Origin of the sequence: Rhodococcus aetherivorans (assembly GCF_025722975.1) — a bacterium.
In the GTDB taxonomy this organism is placed as follows: Bacteria; Actinomycetota; Actinomycetes; order Mycobacteriales; family Mycobacteriaceae; genus Rhodococcus; species Rhodococcus aetherivorans.
Genome location: NZ_CP106982.1, coordinates 1,045,363 through 1,071,658, shown reverse-complemented (window position 1 = coordinate 1,071,658; position 26,296 = coordinate 1,045,363). Strand labels below are relative to the sequence as shown.

General features: G+C 70.5%; 24 protein-coding genes. 14 read left to right on the top strand and 10 right to left on the bottom strand.

Translation table 11 applies throughout. The features are described from left to right. Position 1: 1 nt before the first annotated feature. Both OCS65_RS05035 and OCS65_RS05030 read right to left on the bottom strand, forming a co-directional pair. Positions 2-1,540, bottom strand: a complete 1,539-nt coding sequence (locus OCS65_RS05035) for a multicopper oxidase family protein (protein ID WP_164528082.1) — start codon at positions 1,538-1,540, stop codon at positions 2-4. Between the two features lie 48 nt (positions 1,541-1,588). Then, positions 1,589-1,825 carry an SHOCT domain-containing protein gene (locus OCS65_RS05030; RefSeq protein WP_037201187.1) on the bottom strand — a complete coding sequence of 79 codons (237 nt, stop codon included), beginning with the start codon at positions 1,823-1,825 and terminating at the stop codon, positions 1,589-1,591. Positions 1,826-2,030: 205 nt separating this feature from the next. On the opposite strand from OCS65_RS05030, the gene OCS65_RS05025 reads away from it, so the two are divergent. Genes OCS65_RS05025 through OCS65_RS05015 form a run of 3 tightly spaced genes read left to right on the top strand, consistent with a single transcriptional unit; the run spans position 2,031 to position 4,269 of the window. Next, positions 2,031-2,732, top strand: coding sequence for a response regulator transcription factor (locus tag OCS65_RS05025; RefSeq protein ID WP_029546345.1), 702 nt, complete (start codon positions 2,031-2,033; stop codon positions 2,730-2,732). Next, a complete protein-coding gene (locus OCS65_RS05020) occupies positions 2,729-3,943 on the top strand; it encodes a sensor histidine kinase (RefSeq protein ID WP_065922032.1) in 1,215 nt (404 codons plus the stop codon). Before OCS65_RS05025 ends, OCS65_RS05020 begins: the two co-directional genes overlap by 4 nt. Then, the gene (locus tag OCS65_RS05015) at positions 3,940-4,269 is read left to right on the top strand and encodes a cupin domain-containing protein (RefSeq protein WP_029546350.1); all 330 of its coding nucleotides are present in this window, start codon (positions 3,940-3,942) and stop codon (positions 4,267-4,269) included. The genes OCS65_RS05020 and OCS65_RS05015 overlap by 4 nt, the downstream gene beginning before the upstream one ends. A 12-nt stretch (positions 4,270-4,281) precedes the next feature. Here the strand turns inward: OCS65_RS05015 and OCS65_RS05010 are convergent, their stop codons facing one another. From OCS65_RS05010 to OCS65_RS05000, 3 genes are all read right to left on the bottom strand, one after another. Continuing rightward, positions 4,282-5,826, bottom strand: a complete 1,545-nt coding sequence (locus OCS65_RS05010; RefSeq protein ID WP_065923379.1) for an ABC transporter permease — start codon at positions 5,824-5,826, stop codon at positions 4,282-4,284. A gap of 14 nt (positions 5,827-5,840) precedes the next feature. After that, complete coding sequence (locus OCS65_RS05005) at positions 5,841-6,398, bottom strand: ATP-binding cassette domain-containing protein (protein ID WP_065923378.1); 558 nt, start codon at positions 6,396-6,398, stop codon at positions 5,841-5,843. Between the two features lie 355 nt (positions 6,399-6,753). Beyond that, a complete protein-coding gene (locus tag OCS65_RS05000) occupies positions 6,754-7,590 on the bottom strand; it encodes a helix-turn-helix transcriptional regulator (protein ID WP_037202046.1) in 837 nt (278 codons plus the stop codon). Between the two features lie 254 nt (positions 7,591-7,844). Between OCS65_RS05000 and OCS65_RS04995 the strand changes: the two genes are divergently transcribed. From OCS65_RS04995 to OCS65_RS04980, 4 genes are all read left to right on the top strand, one after another. Next, positions 7,845-9,476 (top strand): acyl--CoA ligase family protein, encoded by a 1,632-nt coding sequence (locus OCS65_RS04995; RefSeq protein ID WP_065922031.1) that lies wholly within the window; start codon positions 7,845-7,847, stop codon positions 9,474-9,476. Between the two features lie 72 nt (positions 9,477-9,548). Then, positions 9,549-10,289, top strand: coding sequence for a TetR family transcriptional regulator (locus tag OCS65_RS04990; RefSeq protein ID WP_006930316.1), 741 nt, complete (start codon positions 9,549-9,551; stop codon positions 10,287-10,289). A gap of 160 nt (positions 10,290-10,449) precedes the next feature. Beyond that, the gene (locus OCS65_RS04985; protein WP_006930317.1) at positions 10,450-11,607 is read left to right on the top strand and encodes an acyl-CoA dehydrogenase; all 1,158 of its coding nucleotides are present in this window, start codon (positions 10,450-10,452) and stop codon (positions 11,605-11,607) included. A 60-nt stretch (positions 11,608-11,667) separates the two neighbouring features. Further along, positions 11,668-12,516, top strand: a complete 849-nt coding sequence (locus OCS65_RS04980; protein ID WP_029546354.1) for a 3-hydroxybutyryl-CoA dehydrogenase — start codon at positions 11,668-11,670, stop codon at positions 12,514-12,516. A gap of 110 nt (positions 12,517-12,626) precedes the next feature. Here OCS65_RS04980 and OCS65_RS04975 read toward each other — a convergent pair whose 3' ends face one another. From OCS65_RS04975 to OCS65_RS04965, 3 genes are read right to left on the bottom strand one after another with little or no spacing between them, the layout of a single operon-like run. Further along, positions 12,627-13,271: a GTP pyrophosphokinase gene (locus tag OCS65_RS04975; RefSeq protein ID WP_065922030.1), complete on the bottom strand. Its 645-nt coding sequence runs from the start codon at positions 13,269-13,271 to the stop codon at positions 12,627-12,629. After that, positions 13,243-14,577 (bottom strand): MFS transporter, encoded by a 1,335-nt coding sequence (locus OCS65_RS04970; protein ID WP_006930320.1) that lies wholly within the window; start codon positions 14,575-14,577, stop codon positions 13,243-13,245. The genes OCS65_RS04975 and OCS65_RS04970 overlap by 29 nt, the downstream gene beginning before the upstream one ends. Positions 14,578-14,619: 42 nt before the next feature. Further along, on the bottom strand, positions 14,620-15,615 hold the full coding sequence (locus tag OCS65_RS04965; protein WP_065922029.1) for an aldo/keto reductase: 996 nt from the start codon (positions 15,613-15,615) through the stop codon (positions 14,620-14,622). A gap of 131 nt (positions 15,616-15,746) precedes the next feature. On the opposite strand from OCS65_RS04965, the gene OCS65_RS04960 reads away from it, so the two are divergent. Both OCS65_RS04960 and ilvD read left to right on the top strand, forming a co-directional pair. Further along, a complete protein-coding gene (locus tag OCS65_RS04960; RefSeq protein WP_006930322.1) occupies positions 15,747-16,319 on the top strand; it encodes a TIGR03086 family metal-binding protein in 573 nt (190 codons plus the stop codon). Continuing rightward, positions 16,316-18,091 carry a dihydroxy-acid dehydratase gene (gene ilvD, locus OCS65_RS04955; RefSeq protein ID WP_232334145.1) on the top strand — a complete coding sequence of 592 codons (1,776 nt, stop codon included), beginning with the start codon at positions 16,316-16,318 and terminating at the stop codon, positions 18,089-18,091. Before OCS65_RS04960 ends, ilvD begins: the two co-directional genes overlap by 4 nt. 53 nt (positions 18,092-18,144) lie before the next feature. On the opposite strand, the gene OCS65_RS04950 is transcribed toward ilvD, so the two are convergent. Then, a complete protein-coding gene (locus OCS65_RS04950) occupies positions 18,145-18,507 on the bottom strand; it encodes an ArsR/SmtB family transcription factor (protein WP_006930324.1) in 363 nt (120 codons plus the stop codon). Between the two features lie 115 nt (positions 18,508-18,622). Beyond that, complete coding sequence (locus OCS65_RS04945; RefSeq protein ID WP_232334144.1) at positions 18,623-19,747, bottom strand: MBL fold metallo-hydrolase; 1,125 nt, start codon at positions 19,745-19,747, stop codon at positions 18,623-18,625. 191 nt (positions 19,748-19,938) lie between these two features. On the opposite strand from OCS65_RS04945, the gene OCS65_RS04940 reads away from it, so the two are divergent. The 5 genes from OCS65_RS04940 to OCS65_RS04920 are packed head-to-tail and all read left to right on the top strand — an operon-like array spanning position 19,939 to position 26,274. Beyond that, complete coding sequence (locus OCS65_RS04940; protein ID WP_006930336.1) at positions 19,939-20,448, top strand: DsrE/DsrF/DrsH-like family protein; 510 nt, start codon at positions 19,939-19,941, stop codon at positions 20,446-20,448. A 24-nt stretch (positions 20,449-20,472) separates the two neighbouring features. Beyond that, entirely contained in the window at positions 20,473-20,706 is a 234-nt protein-coding gene (locus OCS65_RS04935; protein ID WP_006930338.1) for a sulfurtransferase TusA family protein, read from the top strand. Positions 20,707-20,710: 4 nt separating this feature from the next. Next, on the top strand, positions 20,711-22,231 hold the full coding sequence (locus OCS65_RS04930) for a 4Fe-4S dicluster domain-containing protein (protein ID WP_065922027.1): 1,521 nt from the start codon (positions 20,711-20,713) through the stop codon (positions 22,229-22,231). Positions 22,232-22,273: 42 nt separating this feature from the next. After that, positions 22,274-25,141 carry a molybdopterin-dependent oxidoreductase gene (locus OCS65_RS04925; protein WP_065922026.1) on the top strand — a complete coding sequence of 956 codons (2,868 nt, stop codon included), beginning with the start codon at positions 22,274-22,276 and terminating at the stop codon, positions 25,139-25,141. Continuing rightward, positions 25,138-26,274 carry an Mrp/NBP35 family ATP-binding protein gene (locus tag OCS65_RS04920; protein WP_051446183.1) on the top strand — a complete coding sequence of 379 codons (1,137 nt, stop codon included), beginning with the start codon at positions 25,138-25,140 and terminating at the stop codon, positions 26,272-26,274. The genes OCS65_RS04925 and OCS65_RS04920 overlap by 4 nt, the downstream gene beginning before the upstream one ends. Positions 26,275-26,296 lie beyond the last annotated feature (22 nt).

Genomic DNA, 26,296 nt, shown 5'->3' with positions numbered 1-26,296 from the left:
CTCAGGCGCGGTAGGACAGGGTCGTCATCATTCCGGCTTCCTGGTGGTAGGCGTTGTGGCAGTGCAGGGCCCACTGGCCCGGGTTGTCGGCGTCGAACTCGATTTCCACAGTCTGCATCGGACGCACCGTCACGGTGTCCTTGCGGGCTCCGCCGTCGACCAGGGCGAAGGTGTGTCCGTGCACGTGCATCGGGTGGAACATGGCCGACATGTTCCGCAGCCGCATCCGTACCCGTTGTCCCTGGGCGACGGTCAGCGGCGCGGTGTCGGGGAAGGTGGCGCCGTTGAGCATCCACCGGTACGGGGCCATCGTGCCGCCCATGTCGACGCTCAGGTAGTTGTCGTGGGATCGTCGGGGCAACCGCACCTGCTCGGCCGGGGACAGGGCGGTGCCGAGCAGCACCCGCCGATCCAGCTCGCCGGGCCGGGTATCGGTGGTGGCCGTCCCGGCGGCGGTGCGCACGACGGCCACCGCGTGGCCGGGTTTGCCTTCGGCGGCGGCGTAGAGCGGGAACACCCCGTCGGCGAGGGTGACCAGCACATCGAACCGTTCGCCCATACCGATCAGCACCGCGTCGGTGTTCCGGGGGGACACGGGGAAACCGTCACTGTGGGTGACCGTCATCGCATGTCCACCGAGCCCGACGCGGAAGGCGGTGTCCGAGGCGGCATTGACCAGCCGGATCCGCACCCGCTGCCCCGGGGCGGCGGTCAGGGTCACCGGGTCGACGGGGGTGCGGCCGTTGAGCAGGTAGTACGGGTAGTTCACGTCGCCGGCACCGCCGAGCAGGTCCGAGCGCATGCTCTCTGCACCCATCATCGAGCCCATGCCGCCCATCGCGCCGTGGTCCATCATCGAGCCCATCCCACCCGCGCGGGGGGCGAGCCGGCCGGGGGCCGGCATGCCGAGTTCGCGGGCGACATCGTCGGGGGTGCGGCCGGTGCCGTCGACCCAGTCGTCGAGCACGACGACCCATTCGTCGTCGTAGCCGCCGGGCTCGGCCGGGTCGTCGATCACCACCACCCCGTACAGGCCGCGGTCGAGCTGCAGCCCGGTATGCGAGTGGTAGAAGTAGGTGCCCGGATGCGGGGGCGTGAATTCGTAGGTGAACGACTCCCCGGCGACGATGGGCTCCTGCGTGAGCCCCGGTACCCCGTCCATGTCGTTGCTCATCGCGATGCCGTGGAAGTGGATGCTGGTGTCGGCCTCGAGTCGGTTGTCGACCCGCACCTGCAGCAGATCCCCGGCCCGGGCCCGCAGCAGCGGACCGGGCAGCGTGTCACCATAGCCCCAGGTCGAGACCACCGTACCGCCGAGGTCGACCTGCACAGGCCGCGCCGTCACCTGCGCGGCGACCACCGCCTGCCCGGTGGTACGGCGTTGGGCCTCGAGCCGGCGCACCGCCTCGGCGCCCGGCCCGACCGGATTTCCCGCTACACCGGGGCGGGCGCAGCCGACCGGCCCACCGAGGGCCATCGCCCCGGCGGCCGCGGACGCACCGAGCAGAAACATACGGCGGGACATCTGCACCACACACATCTCCTGGAAACGTTGGGACGACAACGGACGACACGAGGTCGGCGCCGCTCACCGATAGGGACGCAGCGCCCGCCGCCGGGCTTGGTACTCGTCGGCGTCGATCTCGCCCCGTGCGAAACGGTCGTCGAGGACGCGCAGCGGATCGGCCGGCGGTGGCGGGGTGCCGGTGCGGTGACCGGTGCGGAACAGCGCGGCGATGCCGAAGGCCACCAACGCCCAGAAACCGATCATCGTCAGCGCCATCACCATCCAGCCGGCCCAGCCCACTGCGCCCGATCCCCACATCACGGCCGCTCCTTTCCTCGAAAGGCCCGGATCCGAGTCTGGGCCCGTTACCCGACGCCGCGGGTTGGCGTTCGATGAAGGTTCGCTGAAGAACGTCGCCACCGGCCCGCCGCGGCGGTCACGATGGGACATGGCCTCCGGTTCCGATCAGCTCGTCCCCGCCTCTGCCTCGAGCGCAGCGGTCCCCCCGAGCGGCCTGCGGGCGCTGGTGGTCGAAGACGAAGTGGCGCTGGCCCGGGTTGTGGGCACCTACCTCGAACGCGCCGGCTGCGAGGTCACGCTCGTGCACGACGGGCTCGACGCCGTCGAGCGCGCCCGGCAGGTCGATCCGGATGTCGTGGTGCTCGATCTGGGGTTGCCGCACCTGGACGGGATCGAGGTGTGCCGGCAGCTGCGCACGTTCTCCGACGCCTACGTCGTCATGCTCACCGCCCGCGCCGACGAGATCGACACCCTGGTCGGCCTGTCGGTCGGCGCCGACGACTACATGACCAAACCCTTCAGTCCGCGTGAACTCATCGCCCGCATCCAGGCCATGTTGCGGCGCCCCCGACCCTCGACCGGGGACGGCCGCACCCCCGCGCAGTCCGGCACCGATACCGGCCGCCGTACGTTCGGGTCGTTGACCCTCGATGCGGCCGGCCGCGAGGTGTGGGTCGACGGTACCCCGATCGCCTTGACCCGCACCGAATTCGACCTCCTCGCCGCGCTGTCCGCACACCCCAACATGGTGTTCACCCGGGCGCAGCTCATCACCGCGGTGTGGGGCCCGAGCTGGGTCGGCGACGAACACCTGGTCGACGTGCACATCGGGCACCTGCGCCGCAAACTCGGCGACGACGCCACCCGCGGGGTCTTCGTGCGCACCGTGCGCGGGGTCGGATACCGCATGGGAGCCGGGCAGTGACCACACCACCCCCACGGGCGGCAGCAGGGCGGAGGCCCGGGCGCCGCAGTGTCGGATTCGGCAGCCGGCTACTGGCCGCGCAGGCGATCGTCGTCGTCGGCGGCGCGATCAGCGCCTGGCTGGTGGCCGCCGCCGTCGCCCCGGGACTGTTCCACAACCACCTCGAGCAGGCAGGTATCGAGCACGTCTCGACCGAGGCGGCGCATGTGGAGGAGGCGTTCACTTCGGCGATGATCATCTCGCTGGCCATCGCGCTGGTGGTCTCGGCGCTGATGGCGCTGGCGGTGAGCTGGTACTTCACCCGCAGGGTGCAGCGCTCGGTCACCGGCGTGGCCGCCTCGGCCACCGAGATCGCCGGCGGCCACTACGGCGTGCGTCTGCCCGGACCCGGTCTCGGGCACGAATTCGACCAGCTCGCCGAGACGTTCAACCAGCTCGCCGATCGGCTGGACTCGGTCGAAACCACCCGGCGGCGCATGCTCTCGGATCTCGCGCACGAGATGCGCACCCCGCTGGCCACTCTCGATGCCCACCTCGAGGCCCTCGAAGACGGCATCCGGGTTCCCGACGCCGAGACCCTCGCGGTCCTGCGGTCGAGCACCGCCCGGCTCGGGCGGCTCGCCGAGGACATGGGCGCGGTCTCGCGCGCCGAAGAGGGCCGGCTGTCCGTCACGCCCGTGCCCACCGACACCCGCACCCTCGTCGACGCCGCGGTCCGCGTCGCCGCCGACCGCTACGCCGCCAAGGGCGTCGCCCTGGTCGAAGACGTCGAGCACCCCGCCGCGGTCACGGTCGACCCGGACCGGATCGGGCAGGTGCTGGGCAATCTGCTCGACAACGCCCTGCGGCACACCCCCGCCGGGGGCACGGTCACCGTCGCCACCACCGCCGTCGACGGAGAAGCCGGGATCACCGTCACCGACACCGGCGACGGCATCGCCGCCGAGCACCTGAGTCATCTGTTCGACCGGTTCTACCGTGCCGACCCCGCCCGCCGACGGCAAGAAGGCGGCAGCGGCATCGGATTGACCATCGCCCGCGCCCTGGTCGAAGCCCACGGCGGTACGCTGACCGCCTCCAGCGGCGGAGCCGGAACCGGCGCCCGATTCACCGTGCACCTGCCCACCGCCGCAGGCGCCCGCAGCAGCGCGCGCACCACCCCTCCGCGGGGTGCCGTGCACGCCGGCACCGGTCCCCGGGAGCGGCGATGAAGAAGCTTGCGCTCGATGCGCTCGCCCGGCACCTGGCCGCGCATGCCGCCGCCGCGCCCAGCGGCCGCAGCGCCGAGACCGTCTACGGCGGGCACGAACACGTGCTGCGGCAGACTCTCGTGGCGTTGCAGGCCGGACAGTCCATGGCCGAGCACGTCAGTCCCGGTGAGGCCACGGTGTACATCCTGCGCGGGCGCATCCGTGTCGTCGCCGACCGGACGAGCTGGGACGGACGCAGCGGGGACCTGATCGCCTTACCCCGCACCCGGCACCGGATCGACGCCGTCGCCGACACGGTCGCGCTGCTCACCGTCGCCAAGTACTGACCTCCGGGTGGTTCAGAGCCCGGCGCCGGGCCGCGGCGGGCTCGCCGGGGCCCGGTGGAACAACCAGGCCGCCACCGCAGTGAGCCCGACCAGCCACCCCAGCGCAGCCAGCAACGGCCCGGCGGCGTCGAAACTGTCGGTCAGCCCGCCGTCGAGGATCATCCGGGTCGCGCCGTAGCCGGGGAGCGTCTGCGCCCACTGCGACGGCTGCGGCCGCAGCATCGGGCTCTGCCCGATTCCCAGATCCACGAACGGCACCAAGAACGCGATGAATACCCCGCCCACCCGCCCGAACAACGGTCCCAGACACACCCCCACCAGCCCGTAGGTCAACGCCAGCAGCAGGTTCCCGGCCGCGTACAGGCCCCACTGACGCGCATCGAACACCGTGGCGGTGACCAGCAACGACGAGGCGGTCACCACCACCGCCGCCACCGCGATCACCGTCAACCGGACCGCCAGCAGCACCCCGGCACCGAAGCCGGCCAGCGACAGTCGCCGATCACCGCTGCGCGCATCGAGTACCACGAACAACCCGGCCAGCGCCGACAGCGACGCAATGGCGATCGGAGTCATGGTCCCGGCATGCACGTCCGGCAGCCAGAACACCTCCGTCACCGTTCGTCCGTCCTCGACCAGGGAGAACATCCCGAACTCGGGGACGGTCATCGCCTTCGACAACGCGATGAACACGATCGGCACCACCACCAGCAGCACCCACAGCACCGGGTTGCGGCGCCAGTCCCGCAACCCCATGTCCAGCCCCACCGCGAACCGATCCGCCCGCCCGGCCCGGCCGCTGAGCCCACCGCTGCGGCGCACCCCGCCGACCGTGGCGGTGACCACCACCGCCCCGACGAGGAGAGCCCCGGCCATCCACACCAGTGCCCATCCCAGGTCCCCGACCTTTCCGCCGTGGCGGGAGGGCACATCCACCATCCACAGCGTCACGAAATGGGTGGGAAACCCGCGGGTGGCCACCCGCTCCGCCGAACCGATCGCCGGCCCGAAGAACACGTCGACGATCCAGACGAACAGGATCAGCACGGTGCCGTTGACCGGATTGGGCACCAGTGCGCCGACCACCGCCCCGATCGCCAGGTAGATCATCGCGAACATCACCGTGCCCACCGTCACCCGCACCGGAGCATCGATGCCGACACGCATCGCCAGCGCCAGCAACGCCACCGCCGAGACCAGCACCGCCAACACCAGGCCGGTGCCGAGCCGGGCCAGCACCAGCCGCCCTGTCGCCAGGCCCGCCGACACCAGCCGCCGGTCCGCCGCCCGGGCGGCATTGATCTGGAAGTACATCGCGATCCCGGCCAGGAAACCCGCCGCCCACCCGGCCGTCGCCGTTTCCACCGCCGGTCCACCCGCGCCACCGAGCAGCCTGGCCGCATCGGCCATCGCTCCAGCCGCGACGATCACGAACACCACAGGCACAATCACCAGCACCAGCAGGTTCACCGGGTTGCGGACATAGTCGGCCAGGAACCGGCCGATCAGCGCCCGGACGTCGCCGACCGCCGACCGCACGGTGGGGGCGAGGCTCATCGTGGGGGCGAGGCTCATCGCGGCACCGTCCGGCCCTCCCGCAGATCGACGATGCGATCGAACCGCTGCTCGTCCGCCACGAAATGACTGATGATCAACACCGAGCGGCCCGCCTGCCGACGCTGCGCCACGATCTCCCAGAACCGCAGATAGGTATCCCAGTCGAACCCGGCATACGGCTCGTCCAGCAGCAACACCTCCGGATCGGCCAGCAGCGCCAGCCCCAGGTTCAATTTCGCCAGCGTCCCGCCCGACAACCGGTCGGCACGGGTGCCGGCGTAGCGGTCGAACCCCAACGTGGCGTACAGGTGGCCGCGGGAGCGGTGCGCAACCTCCGGGCTCATCCGGTACGCCCGACCGAACAACTCGAAGTGCTCGTCGCACGTGAGCCGTTCGTAGACCACCGGCTGTTGCGGGCAGTAGCCCAGCCGCCGCGGACGGCGCACACTGCCGGCATCGGCCCGCAGGTCCCCGACGAGAATCTTCATCAGCGTCGACTTGCCCGAGCCGTTCTCCCCCGCCAGCCCGACAACCTCCCCGGGGCGCAGCACCAGGTCCGCCCCGCGCAACACCGGGGTGCGGTGCCGTCGCGGCCACCAGCCGCGACCGAAGCTCTTCTCGATCCCATCAGCCGCCAGCAACGACGACTGCGCCGAATCGGCCGTGGACTCCGGGGAACCGGACTCGGATGCAGCCATCTCTCACCTCGGACACTCGAAGGCGTGCACGCGCCACCGGCGCCTTCTTCCACCGCGGTTGTGGCGGGCGCACTCACCGTAGGTGCCCACCGCTGTAGCCCAGCACGAGATCCGGTGAAGATCTGCTGAAGAAACCCATCCGATGTCGGCGCTGCCCACCGCTACCGGCTGGCGCCGAGCCGGGAATCCGCCCCGGTCCGCTCCGCAGGTGGGCTGTGACAAAGCCCTGCTAGGGCAGCAGGCCCTGCCGACGGGCCTCGACGACCGCCTCGTGCCGGCTGCCCACCTCGAGCTTGCCCATCAGATTGCGCATGTAGCTCTTGACGGTCTCCACGCTCAGCGACAGCCGCTCGGCGATCTCGGCGTTGCGGCACCCGAGCGCCACGTACGCCAGCACATCCCGTTCCCGCGCCGAGAGCCGCACCGTCGGTGTGGCCGCCCCGCCGGTCAGCGTCCGCAGCTTCTCCTCGACCTCCCGCAGGCGCGCTTCGATCCCCGGGTCGGACGTCTGTGCCGCGATCTCCCGCAGGGCCAGGTAGCTCTCGGTGATGCCCTCCGACACCGACGCGGACACTGCGGACGGGGCGGCGGCGCGGGCGTTGTCGATGAGGGCGACCCGCCGGTCCACCTCGTCCCGGATCTCGATCTCGCGGGCGAGCCTGCGGGCCGACCGCATCACCTGCTCGACGACCACGTCGCCGATCGGCAGGCTGGTCCGCAGGCCCCCGTACAGGGCGGCGCGGGTGCGGCGGCGCACCACCACCGGCACGGCGAGCAGCGACTCGATGCCCTCCCCCGCGACCTCCCGGTCGTACTCGTGGGAGATCTGGGGGGAGTTGAAGTAGTCCGACACCGCACCGGGCCGCTGCTCGGCGACCACCTTGCCGCCGAGCCCGCACTCGGAGCTGATCACCAGGTCGCGGAGGATGCCGCTGCGGGTGCCGACGAAACCGGACAGCAGCATGTCCCCGCCGTGCACGGTGCCACCGAACAGCACGGGCATCCCGGTCGAGATCTGCAGCTGCCGCAGCTCGGCGCGCAGGGCGTCCTCGTCGCTCGGCCGCAGGTGCGCGTGCGGGCCCTGGCGCGTCGCCGCAACATTCGGCGTCCCGACCCTTGCCGACGCCGGGTTCGTCGACGCCGTGCTCGTCGACGCTGGGTTCGTCGACACAGACCTCACCGGAACCACCTCCGAGACCGCGAATACCCACTTCGGAGGGTAGCGGGGAATCTGTCGTGACTCATAACCTCCACCCGTTCCGGTGTTGCAGCGATCACAATGGCGTACACCGACCGAGTGCCGAAGTCCCGGAGGTATCCGTGCCCACCCCCACGTCCGTCCCCACCGCCCGAACGGCGAACCACACCCCGCTCAGCCCCCTGCGGTTCCTCGAGCGTTCGTCGTCCGTGTTCCCCGACCGCACCGCGATCGTCCACGGCGACCGCCGATACACGTACGCGCAGTTCGCCGACGAGGCGCAGCGCCTGGCCCGGGTCCTGCGCAGCCGGATCCAGCCGGGTGACCGGGTGGCCTTCCTGGCGCCGAACGTGCCGGAACTGCTCATCGCGCACTTCGCGGTGCCGCTCGCCGGGGGCGTGCTGATCGCGCTGAACTCCCGGCTCGCCGGGCCTGAGCTCGAGTACATCCTCGGGCACGCCGAGGCGTCGCTGCTGTTCGTCGACTCGGAGTTCGTGGGGTCGGTCGCCGGTGTCACGGCCGGCGTGCCGTCGCTGACGGCGGTCGTGGAGGTGCCGGATTCGACGGTCCCGTACCCCGACGTGCCGGCCGGGATCGTCACCACCCGGTACGACGAGTTCCTCGCCGCCGCCGACGACCTCGACGACACCCCGCTGCACTGGGGCGTCGACGACGAGGAGCAGGTGATCACCCTGAACTACACGTCGGGCACCACCGGCAAGCCGAAGGGCGTGATGTACACGCACCGCGGCGCCTACCTCAATTCCTTCGGCGAGACGTTCCACAACGGGTTCGACGGGAAGACGCAGTACCTGTGGACCCTGCCGATGTTCCACTGCAACGGCTGGTGCACGCCGTGGGCCGTGACGGCGGCCGCCGGCACGCACATCTGCCTGCGGGCCGTGCGGGCGGACGCGATCTGGGACGCCATCGACAACCTGGGCGTGACCAACCTCTGCGGCGCCCCGGCGGTGTGCTCGACCATCGCCGAGGCCCCGCAGGCCCACCGGCTGGACCGGCCGCTGCGGATCACCACGGCGGGCGCGCCCCCGTCGCCGACGGTGATCGCGCAGCTCGAGGCGATCGGCGTGACCGTCGTGCACGTGTACGGCCTCACCGAGGTCTACGGGCCGTACACGATCTGCGAATACCAGGACTCGTGGGACGACAAGCCCGCCGAGGAACGCGCGGCGCTCCTGTCGCGGCAGGGCGTGGGCATGCTGCAGGCGGAGAACGCACGGGTCGTCGACGCGAACATGAACGACGTGCCCGCGGACGGGCAGACGATGGGCGAGATCGTGCTGCGCGGCAACAACGTCATGGCCGGGTACTTCAAGGATCCGGAGGCCACGGCGGAGGCGTTCAAGGGCGGCTGGTTCCACACCGGCGATCTGGGCGTGATGTACCCGGACGGATACATCCAGCTCAAGGACCGCGCCAAGGACATCATCATCTCCGGCGGCGAGAACATCTCCACCGTGGAGGTCGAGCAGGCCATCGTCAGCCACCCGGCCGTGCTGGACGTCGCGGTGGTGGGCGTGCCCGACGAGAAGTGGGGCGAGCGTCCCAAGGCGTTCGTGATCCTGAAGAAGGGCGAGACCGTGACGGCCGAGGAGCTGATCTCCTACACGCGCACGTTGCTCGCCGGGTACAAGGTGCCGCGGGAGATCGTGTTCCCGCTGGATCTGCCGCGGACGCCGACCGGCAAGATCCTCAAGTTCGAGCTGCGGGCCGCGCACTCGGCGCAGGCCTGACGCCGGCCGCGCCGCCGGGTCCGGCGGCGCGGCCGTTTCGACTTCGATACCGCGGATTGGATACTGAGAACCATGGCACTCGGTCCCGACTCCGCCCGCCGCATCGACGCGACCGGCCCCGATCCCGCCCAGTTCCGGGTGCACGTGGTGACGCAGGCGATCCGCCTGTTCTCCGAGTACGGCTACGAGTCGACCACCGTCGAGCAGATCGCGTCGGCCGCGGGAGTGTCGCGACGGACCTTCTTCCGGCAGTTCCGCTCGAAGGAGGACGTGATCTTCGCCGATCACGAATCGCTGCTCGAGCAGGTCGGACACTATCTGTCGGGGAACTTCGACGATCCGTGGGCGGCCGCCGCCGAGGCCGCCGAGCTGGTGTTCGGGCACTTCCGGGACAAGCGGGAGCTTGCGGTGTGGCGGTATCGCGTGGTGCAGCGGGTGCCTGCGCTGCGCGAGCGGGAGCTGGTCACGACGTACCGCTACGAGCGCCTGTTCACCGACTACCTGCGCTCGGCGGTGCCGTCGGAGTCGGGGGTGCGGATCGTCAGCTTCGCGGCCGCGATGACCGCGACGCACAACTTCCTGCTGCGCGCGATGATCCGCGGCGACGAGTCCGCGACGGCTGAGGAACTGCGCCGCGCGCTGCTCGAGGTGCGGCGCTCGTTCGGTGTCGCACCGGGGCAGAGCGCCGCGCCGGCCGTCGGTCCGGCGCGGGACGCCGAGCGCGCGATCACGGTGGTGACCTATCCCCCGGGCACGTCGCCCGCGGAGGTCGCCCGCCAGGTGCAGGCGCAGCTCGAGGCGGCGTCGGACTGACGTCAATGGGGTGGCCGACGATCCACCACCCCATTGACGTGGCACTGAGTGCCGTGGTTCACTGGAACCGATTTCGTGACGTCGCGAGCCCTCCACTCAGTAGGATGGATGCGACACCCAAACAAGAACTGGCACTGCGTGCCGATAGGAGTCCGCCGTCATGGCCTTCAACCCGGAGTTCGGTCTGTTCAAGCTGGGCGAGGAGCACGATGAGCTCCGCGCCGCCATCCGCGCGCTGGCCGAAAAGGAGATCGCGCCCTACGCCAAGGACGTCGACGAGAACTCCCGCTTCCCGCAGGAGGCCCTCGACGCCCTCAACAAGTCCGGCCTGAACGCGATCCACGTCCCCACGGAGTACGGCGGCGACGGCGCCGACTCGGTCGCCACCTGCATCGTCATCGAGGAGGTCGCCCGCGTCTGCGGTTCGTCCTCGCTGATCCCGGCCGTGAACAAGCTCGGCACCATGGGCCTGATCCTGTCCGGCTCCGAGGAACTCAAGCAGAAGGTCCTGCCCGACCTGGTCAAGGGCGACATGGCGTCCTACGCGCTGTCCGAGCGGGAGGCCGGCTCCGACGCCGCGGGCATGCGTACCCGCGCCAAGGCCGACGGCGACGACTGGATCCTCAACGGCTCCAAGTGCTGGATCACCAACGGCGGCAAGTCCAGCTGGTACACCGTCATGGCCGTCACCGACCCCGACAAGGGCGCCAACGGCATCTCCGCCTTCATGGTCCACAAGGACGACGAGGGCTTCGTCGTCGGCCCCAAGGAGAAGAAGCTCGGCATCAAGGGCTCCCCGACCGCCGAGCTGTACTTCGAGAACTGCCGCATCCCCGGCGACCGCATCATCGGCGAGCCCGGCACCGGCTTCAAGACCGCCCTCGCGACCCTCGACCACACCCGCCCCACCATCGGCGCGCAGGCGGTCGGCCTCGCGCAGGGTGCGCTCGACGCGGCGATCGCCTACACCAAGGACCGCAAGCAGTTCGGCAAGCCGATCTCCGACTTCCAGGGTGTGCAGTTCATGCTGGCCGACATGGCCATGAAGGTCGAGGCGGCACGCCTGATGGTGTACACCTCCGCGGCGCGCGCCGAGCGCGGGGAGCCGAACCTGGGCTTCATCTCCTCCGCCGCCAAGTGCTTCGCCTCCGACGTCGCGATGGAGGTCACCACGGACGCCGTGCAGCTGTTCGGCGGTGCCGGCTACACCACCGACTTCCCGGTCGAGCGGATGATGCGCGACGCCAAGATCACCCAGATCTACGAGGGCACCAACCAGATCCAGCGGGTCGTCATGTCCCGCGCGCTGCTCCGCTGACGCGGCGGCAGTAAGTTCACCCTGGTCCAACCTTCGTATCGAGGAGAATCTCCCGTGGCAGTGGAATTGATCGGTGTAGTCGGTGGCGGCACGATGGGGGCCGGCATCGCCGAGGTGTGCGCCAAGGCCGGCAGCGACGTGATCGTGCTCGAGACCAGCGAGGAGTTCGCCGACGCGGCCCGCAAGCGCGTCTCCGGCTCGATCGGCAAGGGCGTCGCCCGCGGCAAGATCACGCAGGAGGAGGCCGACGCCGCGATCGCGCGGGTTCGGGTCACCACCGATGTCGCCGATCTCGCCGACCGTGATCTCGTCATCGAGGCGGCACCCGAGATCGAGTCGCTCAAGGTCGACATCTTCACCAAGCTCGACGCGGTCGTGAAGCCCTCCGGCATCCTGGCGACCAACACGTCGTCGCTCCCGGTGATCAAGATGGCCCAGGCGACGTCGCGCCCGGGACAGGTCGTGGGTGTGCACTTCTTCAACCCGGTGCCGGTGATGCCGCTGGTGGAGATCATCTCGGCGCTGACCACCGAGGAGGAGACGGCGAACGCCGTCTTCGACTACGTCAAGAACACCCTCGGCAAGATGACGGTCCGCGCGGGCGACCGCGCCGGCTTCATCGTCAACGCGCTGCTGATCCCGTACCTGACGTCCGCCGTGCGGATGCTCGAGTCGGGCTACGCGACGAAGGAAGACATCGACGCCGCGATGAAGGGCGGCTGCGGCTACCCGATGGGCCCGCTCACCCTCATCGACACCGTCGGTCTCGACGTCACCCTCAACGCCGCCCAGTCGCTGTACGACGAGTTCGCCGAGCCGCACTACGCGCCCCCGGCGCTGCTGCGCCGCATGGTCGACGCCGGCCGCCTCGGCCGCAAGACCGGCCAGGGCTTCTACAGCTACAACTGAGCCCCGCAGCACGAACCCCGTCGCGACGCGCTCGCGGCGGGGTTCGTCGTATCCGTGATCCCCCGCGCGCATCGGTGCCGTCCGCGCGCGGCCACGCCGGGCGAGCGGACCTACGCCGGAGGTGCGTCCCGGTCCGCCTCGGACCGCTCCTCCACGTGCCGCTGCAACGCGCCGATCCGCGAGTCGAGATCCCGGGCGCTCTCCGCGGCGGCGCGCAGTTCGTCGAGCATCTCCCGCGGGACGTGACCGTCGAACTCGGTGCGCAGCCGCGTCGCCACGCTCTCCCACGACTCCATGACCCCGGTGCGGATCTGCACCTCCACGTACACGGTCCGCACCCGGCCGGTCGACGCCACCGGCACCTCCACGACGAGGCACAGCCCGCGGTACCCGTCCGGGCCGGCGCGCCTGATGTAGTCCCTCGCCTCGATCACCCGCACGTCCCGCCGGGCGACGAGCAGGTCCCGTACGCGGTACACGTCGGCGGTGACGGCGCACGTGAGCCGGATCCCGGCGACGTCCCGCCCGAGGTCCTCGACCCGCAGCGGCGGATCGGCCTCGTCCAGGACCGAGTCGGGCGTGGTCAGCCACGTTTCGGCATGCTCGACGGGATCGTAACCGTGGGTGTCGGCGAACTCGCTGCGGACGATGTCGATCTTCGTCCGCAACTCTTCGACACCGAACCCGCAGGTCTTCAGGAACCGAGCCAGATCCCGCCGGAGGATGTCAGTCCGCCCGGGTCCGCTCCCCGTCATCGCCAGCCTCCTCGATCCGCGTCTGCGAATTCGCCGGCCCCGCGCGACGACCGTCGCGCAGCACCTGCCGCAGCGTCCGCGGCGACACGCCCGCCTCGCGGCGGGCCTTGCCGCGGGTGACGAGCACCCCGATGATCGCCACGACCCACACGGGATACTGCGCCAGCCAGGCGACCCGGAACGCCTCGAAGGTGTAGCCGCCGAGACGCTGCAGGATCAACCCCATCGCCTGGATCACCAGCAGGGACGCCAGGAATCCGCCGATGTTGACCATGCCCTGGGCGGTGCCGAGCGCGGTGCTCGGGTTGAATGTCCGCGCATAGTCGAATCCGATCATAGACCCGGGTCCGCCCACCGAGATGGTCACGATCAGGAGGACGAGCAGCCACATCGGGGCCGGCGCCGGCAACAGCAGCACGACCGTCCACATCGCGGCGTTGCTCACCATGATCGACAGCACCAGCCACGATCGGTGCAGCGGGAACCGGCCGCTGAGGATCCCGAGCACCGGGCCGGCCGCGATCGCCGAGACCACGGAGAGGGTGAGCAGCGAACCGGCGGCCGCCGCGGACAGGCCCTGCGCGGACTGGAGGTACGGCACGCCCCACAGCAACGCGAACGTGGTGATGGAGAATTGGGTGCCCATGTGGGTGAAGAAGCCGAGCCGTGTGCCCGGTCTGCGCCACACCACCCCGATCTGCCCGAGCACCTGCCGCATCCCGGCAGCCTCGGTCCGCACGACCACCCCCGGCGGCGCGTCGCGCACCACTGCGACCGCGAGCACGCAGGCGAGCACGCCGAGCGCCGCGGCGCTCGCGAACGCCGCGCTCCACCCCGCTCCGCCCAGGATCAGCACGAAGGGCAGCGCCGAGAGCACCTGACCCAGCTGCCCCAGGATGCCGGTCAGCTGCGACACCAGCGGCACCCGCCGCGTGTCGAACCACACCGGCACCAGCCGCAGCACCGAGATGAAGGTCAGCGCGTCGCCCGCCCCGACGAAGACGCGGGCCGCATAGGCGGCGGGCAGGGACTCGGTGAACGCCAGCACCAGCTGCGCCACCGCCATGATCGCCGCACCCGAGGCGATCATCACCCGGGAACCGAACCGGTCGAGCAGCACCCCGGCCGGGATCTGCATGCTCGCGTACACCACGATCTGCAGGACCACGAAGCCCGACAGCACGGCCGGGGTGATGTCGAAGCGTTCGGTCGCGGCGAGTCCGGAAACGCCGAACGACGTGCGATGCATGACGGCCACGACATAGGCGAGGACACCCACGCCCCACACCCACCAAACCCGTTTCATGATGAAACGACCCTACGCGGCGACGCGACTACCCGCCGGTAGTCACTCCCGGCCCCACGACACCCAGGTCGGGTCCGCGGCCCGCCCACCCACGACCGCGTCGGCGAGGGTGTCGAGCCTGGCGACGTGCTCGTCGGTGAGACGCACGTCGAGCGCGCCGGCATTCTCGGTGACCCGCGCGGCGGAGCGGCTGCCCGGGATCGCCACCGACGGCAGCCCGAACTGCCGCGCCTTGGCGTCGAGCCACGCCAGCGCCAGCTGCGCGATCGTCGCGCCCACCTCGTCGGCCACCGCGCGCACCGCGGCACGCACCTGCAGGTTCGCGGGCAGCGCGTCGGCGTCGAATCGGGGGAAGCGCCGGCGCAGGTCCTTCTCCCCGATCCGGGCGGCATCGAAGGCGTCGGTGAGCAGACCTCGGCTGACCGGCGAGTACGGCACGAAGCCGATGCCCAGCTCGGCGGCGGTCGGCACGACGTTCTTCTCGACGTCCCGGGAGACGATGCTCCACTCGGACTGGATCGCGGCGATCGGGTGCACGGCGTGCGCGCGGCGCAGCTCGTCGCCGGTGGCCTCGGACAACCCGATGTGCCGGATCTTGCCGGCCTGCACCAGCTCGGCCAACGCGCCGACCGTGTCCTCGATGGGCACGTCCGGGTCCACGCGGTGCAGGTAGTACAGGTCGACGCGGTCCACCCCGAGCCGGCCGAGGGACTCGTCGAGGGCCTTCTTCGCGTACTCGGGACGGCCGTCGATGCCGCGATTACCGCTGCCCAGCGCGCCGACGAGCCCGAACTTCGTGGCCACCTGCACCTCGTCGCCGCGGTCCTGCAGCAGCTTCCCGACGACCCGTTCGCTGGTGCCGTCGCCGTAGACGTTCGCGGTATCGACGAACGTGACCCCCAGGTCGACGGCGTGATGCAGCGTCGCCAAGGCCTCGTCGAGATCGACGGGGCCGTAGGCGGGCGAGACCGACATCGCGCCGTATCCCTGTGCGCTGACGGTCAGGCCGGGGGCGAGCTCGACGGTGGGGACGGGCATGACTTCTCCAGTACTGTCCGGACGATCGGGGGACCGCACCAGGTGCGGCGACACCGATCCTTCCGAACATCGCGGGCCGCCGCACGCCGGGAAACCCGGTGCCGCCGCCACGGCCCGCCTAGTCTGAATCCATGTCGTACGACTGGCTCGAACTGCAGCACATCGCCCGGCAAGGTTTCGAGAGCCGGCTCTCGGCGGTCACCGACTGGTCCGCCCCCACCCCCGACACCGAATGGGACGTCGCCACCCTGGTCCGGCACGTCGTGGACGAGCAACGGTGGGTGCCGCCGCTGCTCGCCGGCAGGACGATCGCCGAGGCGGAGGCCGAACTCGACCCGCTCGGCGACGACCTGTCCGCCGAATGGGACCGGCACGCCGTCGACGCCTCCGTCGCGTGGGCGTCCACCGACCCGGACAAGCAGGTGCACCTGTCCTACGGGATGGTGCCCGTCCGCGACTATCTGCGGCAGCAGGTCGCGGACATCGCGATCCACACGTGGGACCTGGCCCGGGCCGTGGGGGCCGACGAGCGCCTCGATCCCGACCTGGTGGCGGCCGTGTGGGAGGACATACAACCGCAGCGGGACATGCTGGCCGCGAGCGGGCTGTTCGCGCCGCCCGTGCCGGTGCCCGACGACGCGGCCGTGCAGGACCGGTTGCTGGCGCTGACCGGGCGTGATCCCCGACCGGGAGGAACGCGATGAGCACGCCGACCGAGCCGGAGGCGAGCAGCGCGACCGCGCCGGAGGCGAGCACGCCGACCGAGCCGGAGGCGAGCAGCGCGACCGAGCCGGACATCAAGCCCCGCAGCCGCGACGTCACCGACGGCCTCGAGAAGACCGCGGCGCGCGGCATGCTCCGCGCGGTCGGCATGGGCGACGACGACTGGGGCAAGCCGCAGATCGGGGTGGCCTCGTCGTGGAACGAGATCACCCCGTGCAACCTGTCGCTGGACCGGCTGGCGCAGGCGGTCAAGGACGGCGTGCACGCCGCCGGCGGGTATCCACTCGAGTTCGGCACGATCTCCGTCTCCGACGGCATCTCGATGGGCCACGAGGGGATGCACTTCTCGCTGGTGTCGCGGGAGGTGATCGCCGACAGCGTGGAGACGGTCATGCAGGCGGAGCGGCTCGACGGGTCGGTACTGCTCGCAGGATGCGACAAGTCCCTGCCCGGAATGCTGATGGCCGCCGCGCGTCTCGACCTGGCGGCCGTGTTCCTGTATGCGGGGTCGATCCTGCCGGGCGTCGCGAAGCTGTCCGACGGATCCGAACGCGACGTGACGATCATCGACGCCTTCGAGGCGGTCGGCGCCTGCGCCCGCGGGCTGATGAGCCGGGAGGACGTCGACGCGATCGAGCGGGCCATCTGCCCCGGCGAGGGCGCGTGCGGCGGCATGTACACGGCGAACACGATGGCCAGCGCGGCCGAGGCGCTCGGCATGTCGCTGCCGGGAAGCGCGGCGCCGCCGGCGACGGACCGCCGCCGCGACGGGTACGCCCGCCGCAGCGGGCAGGCCGTGGTGAACCTGCTGCGCCGCGGCATCACCGCCTCCGACATCCTCACGAAGGAGGCGTTCGAGAACGCGATCGCCGTGGTGATGGCGTTCGGTGGGTCGACCAACGCGGTGCTGCATCTGCTCGCGATCGCGCACGAGACGCAGGTCGAGCTGAGCCTGGACGACTTCTCCCGCATCGGTGCGCGCGTCCCGCACCTGGCCGACGTCAAGCCGTTCGGCCGGCACGTGATGCAGGACGTCGACCGCATCGGCGGCGTGCCGGTGATCATGAAGACCCTGCTCGACGCGGGCCTGCTGCACGGCGACTGCCTCACCGTCACCGGGCGGACCGTCGCCGAGAACCTGGCCGAGATCGCCCCGCCCGACCCGGACGGGAAGGTGTTGCGCGCACTGAGCGAACCCATCCATCCCACGGGGGGCATCACGATCCTGAAGGGCAGCCTCGCCCCGGGCGGCGCGGTGGTGAAGTCCGCCGGGTTCGACGAGTCGGTGTTCGAGGGCACCGCCCGGGTCTTCGAGCGCGAGCGTGCCGCGATGGACGCGCTCGAGGACGGCACGATCACCGCGGGAGACGTGGTGGTGATCCGGTACGAGGGCCCGAAGGGCGGGCCGGGAATGCGGGAGATGCTCGCCATCACCGGCGCGATCAAGGGTGCCGGCCTCGGTAAGGACGTGCTGCTGCTCACCGACGGGCGGTTCTCCGGCGGCACGACGGGCCTGTGCGTCGGGCACGTGGCTCCCGAGGCGGTGGACGGTGGCCCGATCGCCTTCGTCCGCGACGGCGACCCGATCCGCCTCGACGTCGCGAACGGCACCCTCGACGTGCTGGTCGACGAGGACGAACTCGCGTCCCGCCGGCAGGGGTGGGAGCCGCTGCCTCCCCGCTACACCCGCGGGGTGCTGGCCAAGTACACGAAGCTGGTGGGTTCGGCGTCGAGCGGCGCGGTCTGCGGCTGACCCGATTCGCGGATCCGTCGAGGCGGTGGAGAATCGGCCTGCGCGACGGCGCCCTACAGATCGAGGCCGAGGTCGACGTCCCGGCCGTCGAGGGCGCCCCGCAGAATCGCCTGGTCGGCCAGGTCCTCGGCCAGGAATTCCCGGAGCAGGTCCACCGCCTGCACGATCTTCCGGCTGCGCAGCGAATAGAAGACGTTGTTGCCGGAACGTCGCGCGTTCACGATCCCGCGCTCGCGGAGAACGGACAGATGCTGGCTGGCGTTGGACTGGCTGAAGCCCAGCGCCTCGCACAGGTCACCGACGCTGAGTTCGCCGTCCCGCAGCTCGTTGATGATGAGCAGTCGCTTGGGGTCGGCGATGGCCTTGCAGACTCGGGCGTGGAGTTCCTGCAACTGTGCCGCGATGTCCTGTTCCATCACCCCTCCGAACCGAGCGTCGGGTGCCGATTATAGGTGCGCCGGCCGGGCGGCAGCGGATCGCGGCGGGGCGCCGGCCCGGCGAGCGCGACGGTGCCGTCGGTGGCCGCACCGCTCAGTGGGCGGCCCTCAGCGAGGTGGCTGCCGCGCATTGGTTGCGGCCGACGTCGAGGACCTCGAGCTCGTCCTCGGCGGGGGCGAGTTGTCCGGCGTTCACGCGGCGGATCGTCTCGTAGGTGTGCGGGGCTGCGGGCAGCGAGTTCACGATCTGCTCGACGAAGCGTTCGAGGGCGTGCTCGTTCAGCAGTGTGGCGGTGAAAACCTCCTCCAATGTGGTGACGACCAGTCCTTCGGCGTTGATCTCCTCGCTGCTCGACCAGTGGGCCGGGGCGATCATCGTTCGCGGGTCGAGGGGCCGCAGCCTGTCGTGCACGCTGCGGAACAGATCCCGCGCCAGCTCCTCGGCCCGGCCGGTCAGGTCGGGCCGGCCGAGTCCCCGGACGAAGACGGTGTCGCCGACGAGCAGGACCGAATCGCTGACCAGCAGTGCCGTCGTGCCGGGGGTGTGGCCCGGCAGGTGCATGGTCATGGCCCGGACGACGGTGGACCCCAGGTCGAGTGCGTCGCCCTCCTTCAGCGGCCGGTTGGGGAACGGGACGATGCCGCCGGCGTCCTCCGGCGGCAGGTGATACTCCGCATCGAGCCGGGCGGCCAGTGCCGGGCCTCCACTGACATGGTCCGCGTGCACGTGGGTGTCCACGACGTGCACGATCGAAACATCTTGCATTCGAGCGAGTTCCAGGTATGCCTCGGTCGATCTGGCGGGGTCGACGACGATGCCGCGGCCGCCGGGCACGCCGACGAGGTACGACAGGCAGGCCTTCGCCGGGCGCTGGAACTGCCAGATGCGCACGTCGCCGGGGAGTCCGGTGATCTCGACGGGAACGAGGAGCCGGTTCCACGCGTCGGTACCGCCCTCGAGGGAGCGGGTGCGCAGGCCCAGCGTCTCGAACTCCTCGGCGACCAGTTCGGAGCCGTTGCCCTGTCCGCAGACGACGACGGCGCCCGCCCGCGTGACGGCGGCCTGTTCCTCGAGTTCTTCCATCACCCGATAGACCGGGACGTGGCGAGTGGGAACGGGCCGGGGTCCTTCGATCCGGCCGGCCCGGAAATCCTCGGTGCTGCGGATGTCGAGGATCTCGGGAACGGTGCCCGCCTGGAGCTCGCGAAACAGTTCCAACGCTGTGACGGTATCGGCCACGTGTCCTCCCAGGGACGAAACGGGCGGGTGGTCCGCACACCGGGAGGGCGACTTTCCGAACCATCTTGCGGTATGCGCATACACGAATGTAGTGTTCTGGATCACATATCGCAACACTCCGCGCGAAGGCCGCACGAGGCCTCCCCGGCAACCACGAAAGGGGCCGGCGCATGTCGGACAACCCGCAGCGTGACGTCGACGACGCCCCGGAGAGCATGACGATCGTGGCGTGGAGCGGCGATCTGGACAGAATGTGGCCGACCCTGATTCTCGGCTCCACCGGCGCCGCCTACGGCATGTCCACGACGATCTTCTTCACCTTCTGGGGACTGTTCCCCCTGGTGCGCGACGACGTCCGGATCACCGGCACCGACGCGATGACCAAGGCGCTGGCCGGCATGAACCGGCCGGGCATGCGGCACATGAAGCTGTCGAAGCTCCACCTGGCCGGCGCCGGGCCCTGGATGATGAAAAGACTTGCGCGCCAGAAGAACGTGGCCCACCCCGCCGAGCTGGTCGAGATGTGCACCGAGCTGGGCGTGAACCTGTGGCCGTGCGAGATGACCATGGACCTGCTGGGCCTTCGCCGCGACCAGCTCCTCGAGGGAGTGGGCGAGCCCGTCGGTGCCGCCACCGCCCTGTCCGCGATGAGCAGGTCCCAGATCAGCCTCTTCATCTGACCCTTCGGAACCCAGGAGCGGACCGTGGACTACCAGATCGACGTCGTCGTCGACGCCAAGGGACAGAAATGCCCGATGCCCGTGCTGCTCGCCTCGCGTGCGATCAAGAAGCTCGAGGCCGGGCAGATCCTGCTCGTCGAGGCCACCGACGGCGGATCGAAACGCGACATCCCGTCGTGGGCGACCGACACGGGAAACGAACTGCTGGAGAACAACAGCGAGGACGGCGTCCACCGCTACCTCATCCGGAAGAAGTGAGACGGTGCGCTACGGCTTCGCGATCGATCAGCGCACGTGCATCGGCTGCCACGCCTGCACGGTCGCCTGCAAGACCGAGCACGAGGTGCCGCTCGGCCAGTTCCGCACGTGGGTGAAGTACGTCGACGCGGGTGAGTTTCCGAACACCACAAGATCTTTCGGTGTGATGCGCTGCAACCACTGCACCGACGCACCGTGCGTGAAGATCTGCCCCACCGGCGCGCTGTTCAAGCGCGACGACGGAATCGTCGACTTCGACAACGAGCGCTGCATCGGCTGCAAGAGCTGCATGCAGGCGTGCCCCTACGACGCCATCTACATCGATCAGGACACCCACACCGCGGCGAAGTGCAACATGTGCGCGCACCGCGTCGACAACGACATGGAGCCTGCCTGCGTCGTGGTGTGCCCCACCCACTCGATCTGGGTCGGCGACCTCGACGACCCGACCAGCGGCATCGCCACCCTGGTCAGCACGCAGCAGACCGCCGTGCGCTCGCCGGAACAGAACACCGGGCCGAACGTCTTCTATCTCGGTGCCGACCGGGCGGTCCTCGATCCGCTGGTCGCCCCGGTCGCCGACACCTACATCTGGGCCGAGCCGGACGCGCACCGCCGCGAGACCGCGGCCGACCTGCCCGGGGATCGCACCACGAAGGCGCGCACCACGCTGAACACCGCGCATCCCCGGCCGTGGGGATGGCGCGTGACGACCTACCTGTGGACCAAGGCCGTCGCCGCCGGCGCCCTCGCCGTCGCGGGGCTGGCCCACCTCCTCGGCATCGACCTGGGGTGGCTGGGCGACTACGCGGCGCCCGCAGTGGCCATGGCGGGCGCGGCCCTCACCGGAGTCCTGCTGATCTGGGACCTGAAGCGGCCGGAGCGTTTTCTCTACATCTTCCTGAGATCCAACTGGTCCTCGTGGCTCGTGTGGGGCGCCTACGCGCTGGCCGCATTCGGCGGGGTGGCCGCCCTGTGGGTCCTCGCCGCCTTCCTCGGATCGGATTGGGGCGCAACCGTGCTCGCCTGGGCCGCCCTGGTCTCCGGCGCGCTGGTCGCCGGCTACACCGGATTCCTCTTCGGGCAGGCCGAGGGCCGCGACCTGTGGCAGTCACCGTTGTTGTTCTGGCACCTGCTGGTTCAGGCCGCCATGGTCGGGACCGGGGCGCTGCTCGTCGTCGCGCCGTTCGCGGGTCTCTCCGACGGGGCGGTCGGCTTCCTCGTGCGCGTCTTCGTGCTCTCGACCGGACTGCACCTGCTGATGCTGGTCATCGAGTACTCCGGCCGGCACGCCAGCCGGCAGGCGACCCTGGCCGCGCACATCATCACCCGCGGCCGCTACGCCCGGCTGTTCTGGCTGGGGGCGATCGTCCCGGCAGTGGTGGCGGCCGCACTGGCCGCCCCGTCGTGGAACGGCTCCGCCGGTGCCGTCCTCCTCGTCGCGGCCGGCCTGCTGACGCAGATCTCACTGCTGGCCTACGAGACTGCGTTCGTCCGGGCGGGCCAGGACCCACCCCTGTCGTGAGCGGCCCGACCGGCACCCGACCACCCACCCGAAGGGAACCCCATGACTGCCGAGACGGAGCACACCCCGACCGGGGCGGCGCTGCCCGGTCAGCGCACGCACGAGCGGCTGCGGAACTTTCCTCCGGTCGAAAACTGGGACCACCACGTCGAATACGACGCCAAGGCCCACCCTCGTAAGGTGCCGCACGAATACATGCTGGTGCCCACCACCTGCTTCAACTGCGAATCGGCGTGCGGCCTGCTCGCGTACGTGGACAAGTCCGACCTGTCCATCAAGCGGCTCGAGGGGAACCCGGCGCATCCGGGCTCACGCGGACGCAACTGCGCCAAGGGTCCCGCGACCATCAACCAGATCAAGGACCCCGAGCGCATCCTGTACCCGCTCAAGCGCGTCGGTGCCCGCGGCAGTGGGCAGTGGGAGCGCATCGGCTGGGACGAGGCCCTCGACGACATCGCCGCCCGGATCCGGGCCGCCATCGTCGAGGACCGCCGGGACGAGGTCGTCTACCACGTGGGCCGACCCGGCGAGGACGGCTTCGCCGAGCGGTTCCTGCTGGCGTGGGGGGTGGACGGACACAACAGCCACACCAACATCTGCTCCGCCGGCGCCCGCCTGGGCTACGCCCTGTGGGGTGGCTACGACCGGCCCTCACCGGACTACGCGAACGCCAAGGTCATCCTGCTGATCTCGAGCCACCTCGAGACCGGGCACTACTTCAACCCGCACGCGCAGCGGATCATGGAGGGCAAGGTTGAGGGCGGCGCCAAGGTCGTCGTGCTCGATCCGCGGCTGTCGAACACCGCGTCCCACGCCGACCTGTGGATCGCCCCGTGGCCCGGCAGCGAGGCGGCGATCCTGCTGTCCGTCGCGTCGTACCTGCTGCGCACCGGCCACATCGACCGGGCATTCCTGCGCCGCTGGGTGAACTGGCCCACCTACATGAAGCACCGCCACCCCGACCTGCCCGCCGACGACTTCGACGTGTTCGTCGGCGCACTGACCGAGGACTACGCCTGCTTCACCTTCGCCTTCGCCGCGCAGGAGGCGCAGGTACCCGAGAAGCAGATCGCCGAACTCGCCCGGATCGTCGCCACCGCCGGCTCGGCCCTGTCGGCGCACGTGTGGCGGGCGGCGACCGCCGGCAACCTCGGCGGGTGGCAGGTCTCGCGGGCCCTGTTCTTCCTCAACGTGCTCACCGGCAGCGTCGGCACCAAGGGCGGCACCAGCCCCAACGGCTGGGACAAGATCATCGCCCACGGCCCGAACCTGCCCCAGGGACACGAGTCCTGGAACGAGCTGCTCTGGCCCCCCGAGTTCCCCCTGTCGACCAACGAGATGTCGATCCTGCTGCCGCATCTGCTCCAGGACGGCCGCGGCACGCTGTCGATGTACTTCTCGCGCGTCTACAACCCGGTGTGGACCAACCCCGACGGCTTCAGCTGGCTGGAGGCCCTGACCGACGAATCGCTCGTGGGCTGCCACGTCGCACTCACCCCCACGTGGTCCGAGACGGCAACCTTCGCCGACTACGTCCTGCCCATGGGGCACAGCACCGAGCGGCACGACACCCAGTCCTACGAGCAGTACGCCGGCAAGTGGCTCGGATTCCGCCAGCCCGTCACCCGGGTGGCGCTCGAGCGCATGGGCCGGAGCGTGTCCGACTCCCGCGAGTCCAATCCCGGAGAGGTGTGGGAGGAGAACGAGTTCTGGTTCGAGCTGTCCTGGCGCATCGACCCCGACGGCAGCCTCGGCATCCGCAAGTTCTTCGAATCCCCCTACCGGCCCGGGCAGAAGGTCACCGTCGACGAGTACTACCGGTGGGTGTTCGAGAACAGCGTGCCGGGCCTGCCGAAGGCCGCGGCCGACCAAGGGCTCACCCCGCTGGAGTACATGCGCAGATACGGCGTCTTCGAGGTCGCCAAGGACACCTACCGGCTCGACGAGCGGCCGCTGACGGTCGCCGAGACCGAGGGGGCGGACCCGGACGAGCACGGGGTGCTGCGCAAACCCGTCACCCTGGACACGACCCCGCCGCTCGTCGGCGAGGCGGGTGCCGTCGGTGTCGTCCACGAGGACGGCAGCAGGACCGCCGGGTGGCTCACCCCGTCGCGCAAACTCGAGCTGTTCAGCGAGACCATGGTCGACTTCGGGTGGGAGGAGTACGCCACGCCCGGCTACATCGAGTCCCACGTCGGGCACCGCTCGATCGACCCGGCGAACAACGAGATCGTGCTCGTGCCGACCTTCCGCCTGCCGACCCTGGTCCACACCCGGTCCGCGAACGCGAAGTACCTCAACGAGATCAGCAACACGCATCCGCTGTGGACGAATCCCTCGGACGCCGCGCGCTTCGGCGTCGGCACGGGTGACCTGGTCCGGGTCAACACCGAGATCGGGTACTTCGTGGCCCGTGTGTGGGCGACCGAGTCGATCCGCCCCGGCGTCCTCGCGCTCTCGCACCACATGGGCCGCTGGCGCACGTCCGAGAACGCCGGATCCCGTTGGGCGATGGGCCTCGTCGATCTCGACAACGACGGAGACGGGGTGTGGCGGTTGCGCTACAAGCAGGGCGTGCAGCCGTTCCGCAGCGACGACCCGGACAGCGAGCGGATCTACTGGAACGACCCCGGCGTGCATCAGAACCTCGCCTTCGCCGTGCACCCCGACCCGCTGTCGGGCATGCACTGCTGGCACCAGAAGGTGCGCGTGGAGAAGGCCCACGCCGACGACCGGTACGGCGACGTGGTGGTGGACACCCGGCGGTCCCGCGAGGTCTACCGCGCCTGGCTGGCGTACACCCGGCCCGGCCCCAGCCGGTCCGGGCTGCGCCGCCCGGAGTTCCTGATGCGCCCGGTCAAACCCCGCCGGCGTGCCTTCCGCGCGCCCGGGACGGAGGAGCGAACATGAGCCTGCTGTCGCGGAGGACGTCCGGCCCGGCGGTCTCCGCGGCTGCGGTGCGTGCCGCGCTGGCCCGGGTCGAGGATCCCGAGCTGCATCTGCCGCTCGAGCAGGCCGGCATGCTCGGCGAGGTGAGGATCGATCGCTCCGGACTCGTCCGGGTGACCGTCCGGCTCACCACCTCCTCGTGTCCGATGCAGGCCTCCCTCTCCGCCGACGTCACCGCGGCCGCCGGGGCAGTCGCCGGCGTGACCGGCGTCGAGGTCGTCTTCACGGCGATGAGCGAAGCCGAGCGGAGGCGGCTCGCCGCCCGCTTGCGCGGCACGAGACCAGAGGACGCTCCCCCCTTCGGTCCCGATTCGGCGACCCGGGTGTACGCCGTGGCCTCCGGCAAGGGCGGCGTCGGCAAGTCGACGCTCACGGCCAACCTCGCGGTGGCGCTGGCCCAGCAGGGCAAGCGGGTCGGCGTTCTCGACGCCGACGTCTGGGGTTACTCCGTTCCGCATCTGTTCGGGGTGCGCCGCGCACCGGTCGCCCTGCACGGAACGATGCTGCCGGTCGAGGCGTTCGGCGTCGCCCTCATGTCCGTCGGGTTCTTCGTCCGCGACGACGAGCCGGTCGTCTGGCGCGGCCCCATGCTGCACAAGGCGATCGAGCAGTTCCTGCGCGACGTGTACTGGGGTGAACTCGACGTCCTGCTCATCGACCTGCCACCGGGCACCGGAGATGTGACACTTTCGCTGCTCGAACTCGTGCCGGACGCGGCGCTCCTCGTCGTCACCACGCCCCAGCCGGCGGCCCAGACCGTCGCCCAGCGGGTGGGCCGCATGGCGCGTGACCTGCGGATGCCGGTCGCCGGCGTCGTGGAGAACATGTCGGCGCTGGTGTGCTCGTCGTGCCACGCGAGCACACCGTTGTTCGGTACCGGAGGCGGCGAGTGCCTCGCCCGGGCCATCGCGGCACCGCTCCTCGGGCAGGTGCCCCTCGACCTCGACCTGCGCGCGGCGGGCGACAGCGGCATCCCGGCCATGGTGGCGACGCCGCACGCCCATTCCGTCTCGCAGATCCGGCAGATCGCCGCGGCCCTGCCGGCCCCGAGACGAAGCCTCGTCGGCCGGCCGCTACCGCTGTCGGTCCCGTAGCCGGCCGACGAGCCCGCGCCTG

Bases quoted from the DNA above. Each gene is read 5' to 3' on its own strand.
- OCS65_RS04965 (WP_065922029.1), bottom strand. From the start codon at position 15,615: ATGCCCGTCCCCACCGTCGAGCTCGCCCCCGGCCTGACCGTCAGCGCA.
- OCS65_RS05035 (WP_164528082.1), bottom strand. From the start codon at position 1,540: ATGTGTGTGGTGCAGATGTCCCGCCGTATGTTTCTGCTCGGTGCGTCC.
- OCS65_RS05015 (WP_029546350.1), top strand. From the start codon at position 3,940: ATGAAGAAGCTTGCGCTCGATGCGCTCGCCCGGCACCTGGCCGCGCAT.
- OCS65_RS05010 (WP_065923379.1), bottom strand. From the start codon at position 5,826: ATGAGCCTCGCCCCCACCGTGCGGTCGGCGGTCGGCGACGTCCGGGCG.
- OCS65_RS04925 (WP_065922026.1), top strand. From the start codon at position 22,274: ATGACTGCCGAGACGGAGCACACCCCGACCGGGGCGGCGCTGCCCGGT.
- OCS65_RS04990 (WP_006930316.1), top strand. From the start codon at position 9,549: ATGGCACTCGGTCCCGACTCCGCCCGCCGCATCGACGCGACCGGCCCC.
- OCS65_RS04970 (WP_006930320.1), bottom strand. From the start codon at position 14,577: ATGAAACGGGTTTGGTGGGTGTGGGGCGTGGGTGTCCTCGCCTATGTC.
- OCS65_RS05030 (WP_037201187.1), bottom strand. From the start codon at position 1,825: ATGTGGGGATCGGGCGCAGTGGGCTGGGCCGGCTGGATGGTGATGGCG.
- ilvD (WP_232334145.1), top strand. From the start codon at position 16,316: ATGAGCACGCCGACCGAGCCGGAGGCGAGCAGCGCGACCGCGCCGGAG.
- OCS65_RS04920 (WP_051446183.1), top strand. From the start codon at position 25,138: ATGAGCCTGCTGTCGCGGAGGACGTCCGGCCCGGCGGTCTCCGCGGCT.
- OCS65_RS04950 (WP_006930324.1), bottom strand. From the start codon at position 18,507: ATGGAACAGGACATCGCGGCACAGTTGCAGGAACTCCACGCCCGAGTC.
- OCS65_RS04975 (WP_065922030.1), bottom strand. From the start codon at position 13,271: ATGACGGGGAGCGGACCCGGGCGGACTGACATCCTCCGGCGGGATCTG.
- OCS65_RS04960 (WP_006930322.1), top strand. From the start codon at position 15,747: ATGTCGTACGACTGGCTCGAACTGCAGCACATCGCCCGGCAAGGTTTC.
- OCS65_RS04940 (WP_006930336.1), top strand. From the start codon at position 19,939: ATGTCGGACAACCCGCAGCGTGACGTCGACGACGCCCCGGAGAGCATG.
- OCS65_RS04985 (WP_006930317.1), top strand. From the start codon at position 10,450: ATGGCCTTCAACCCGGAGTTCGGTCTGTTCAAGCTGGGCGAGGAGCAC.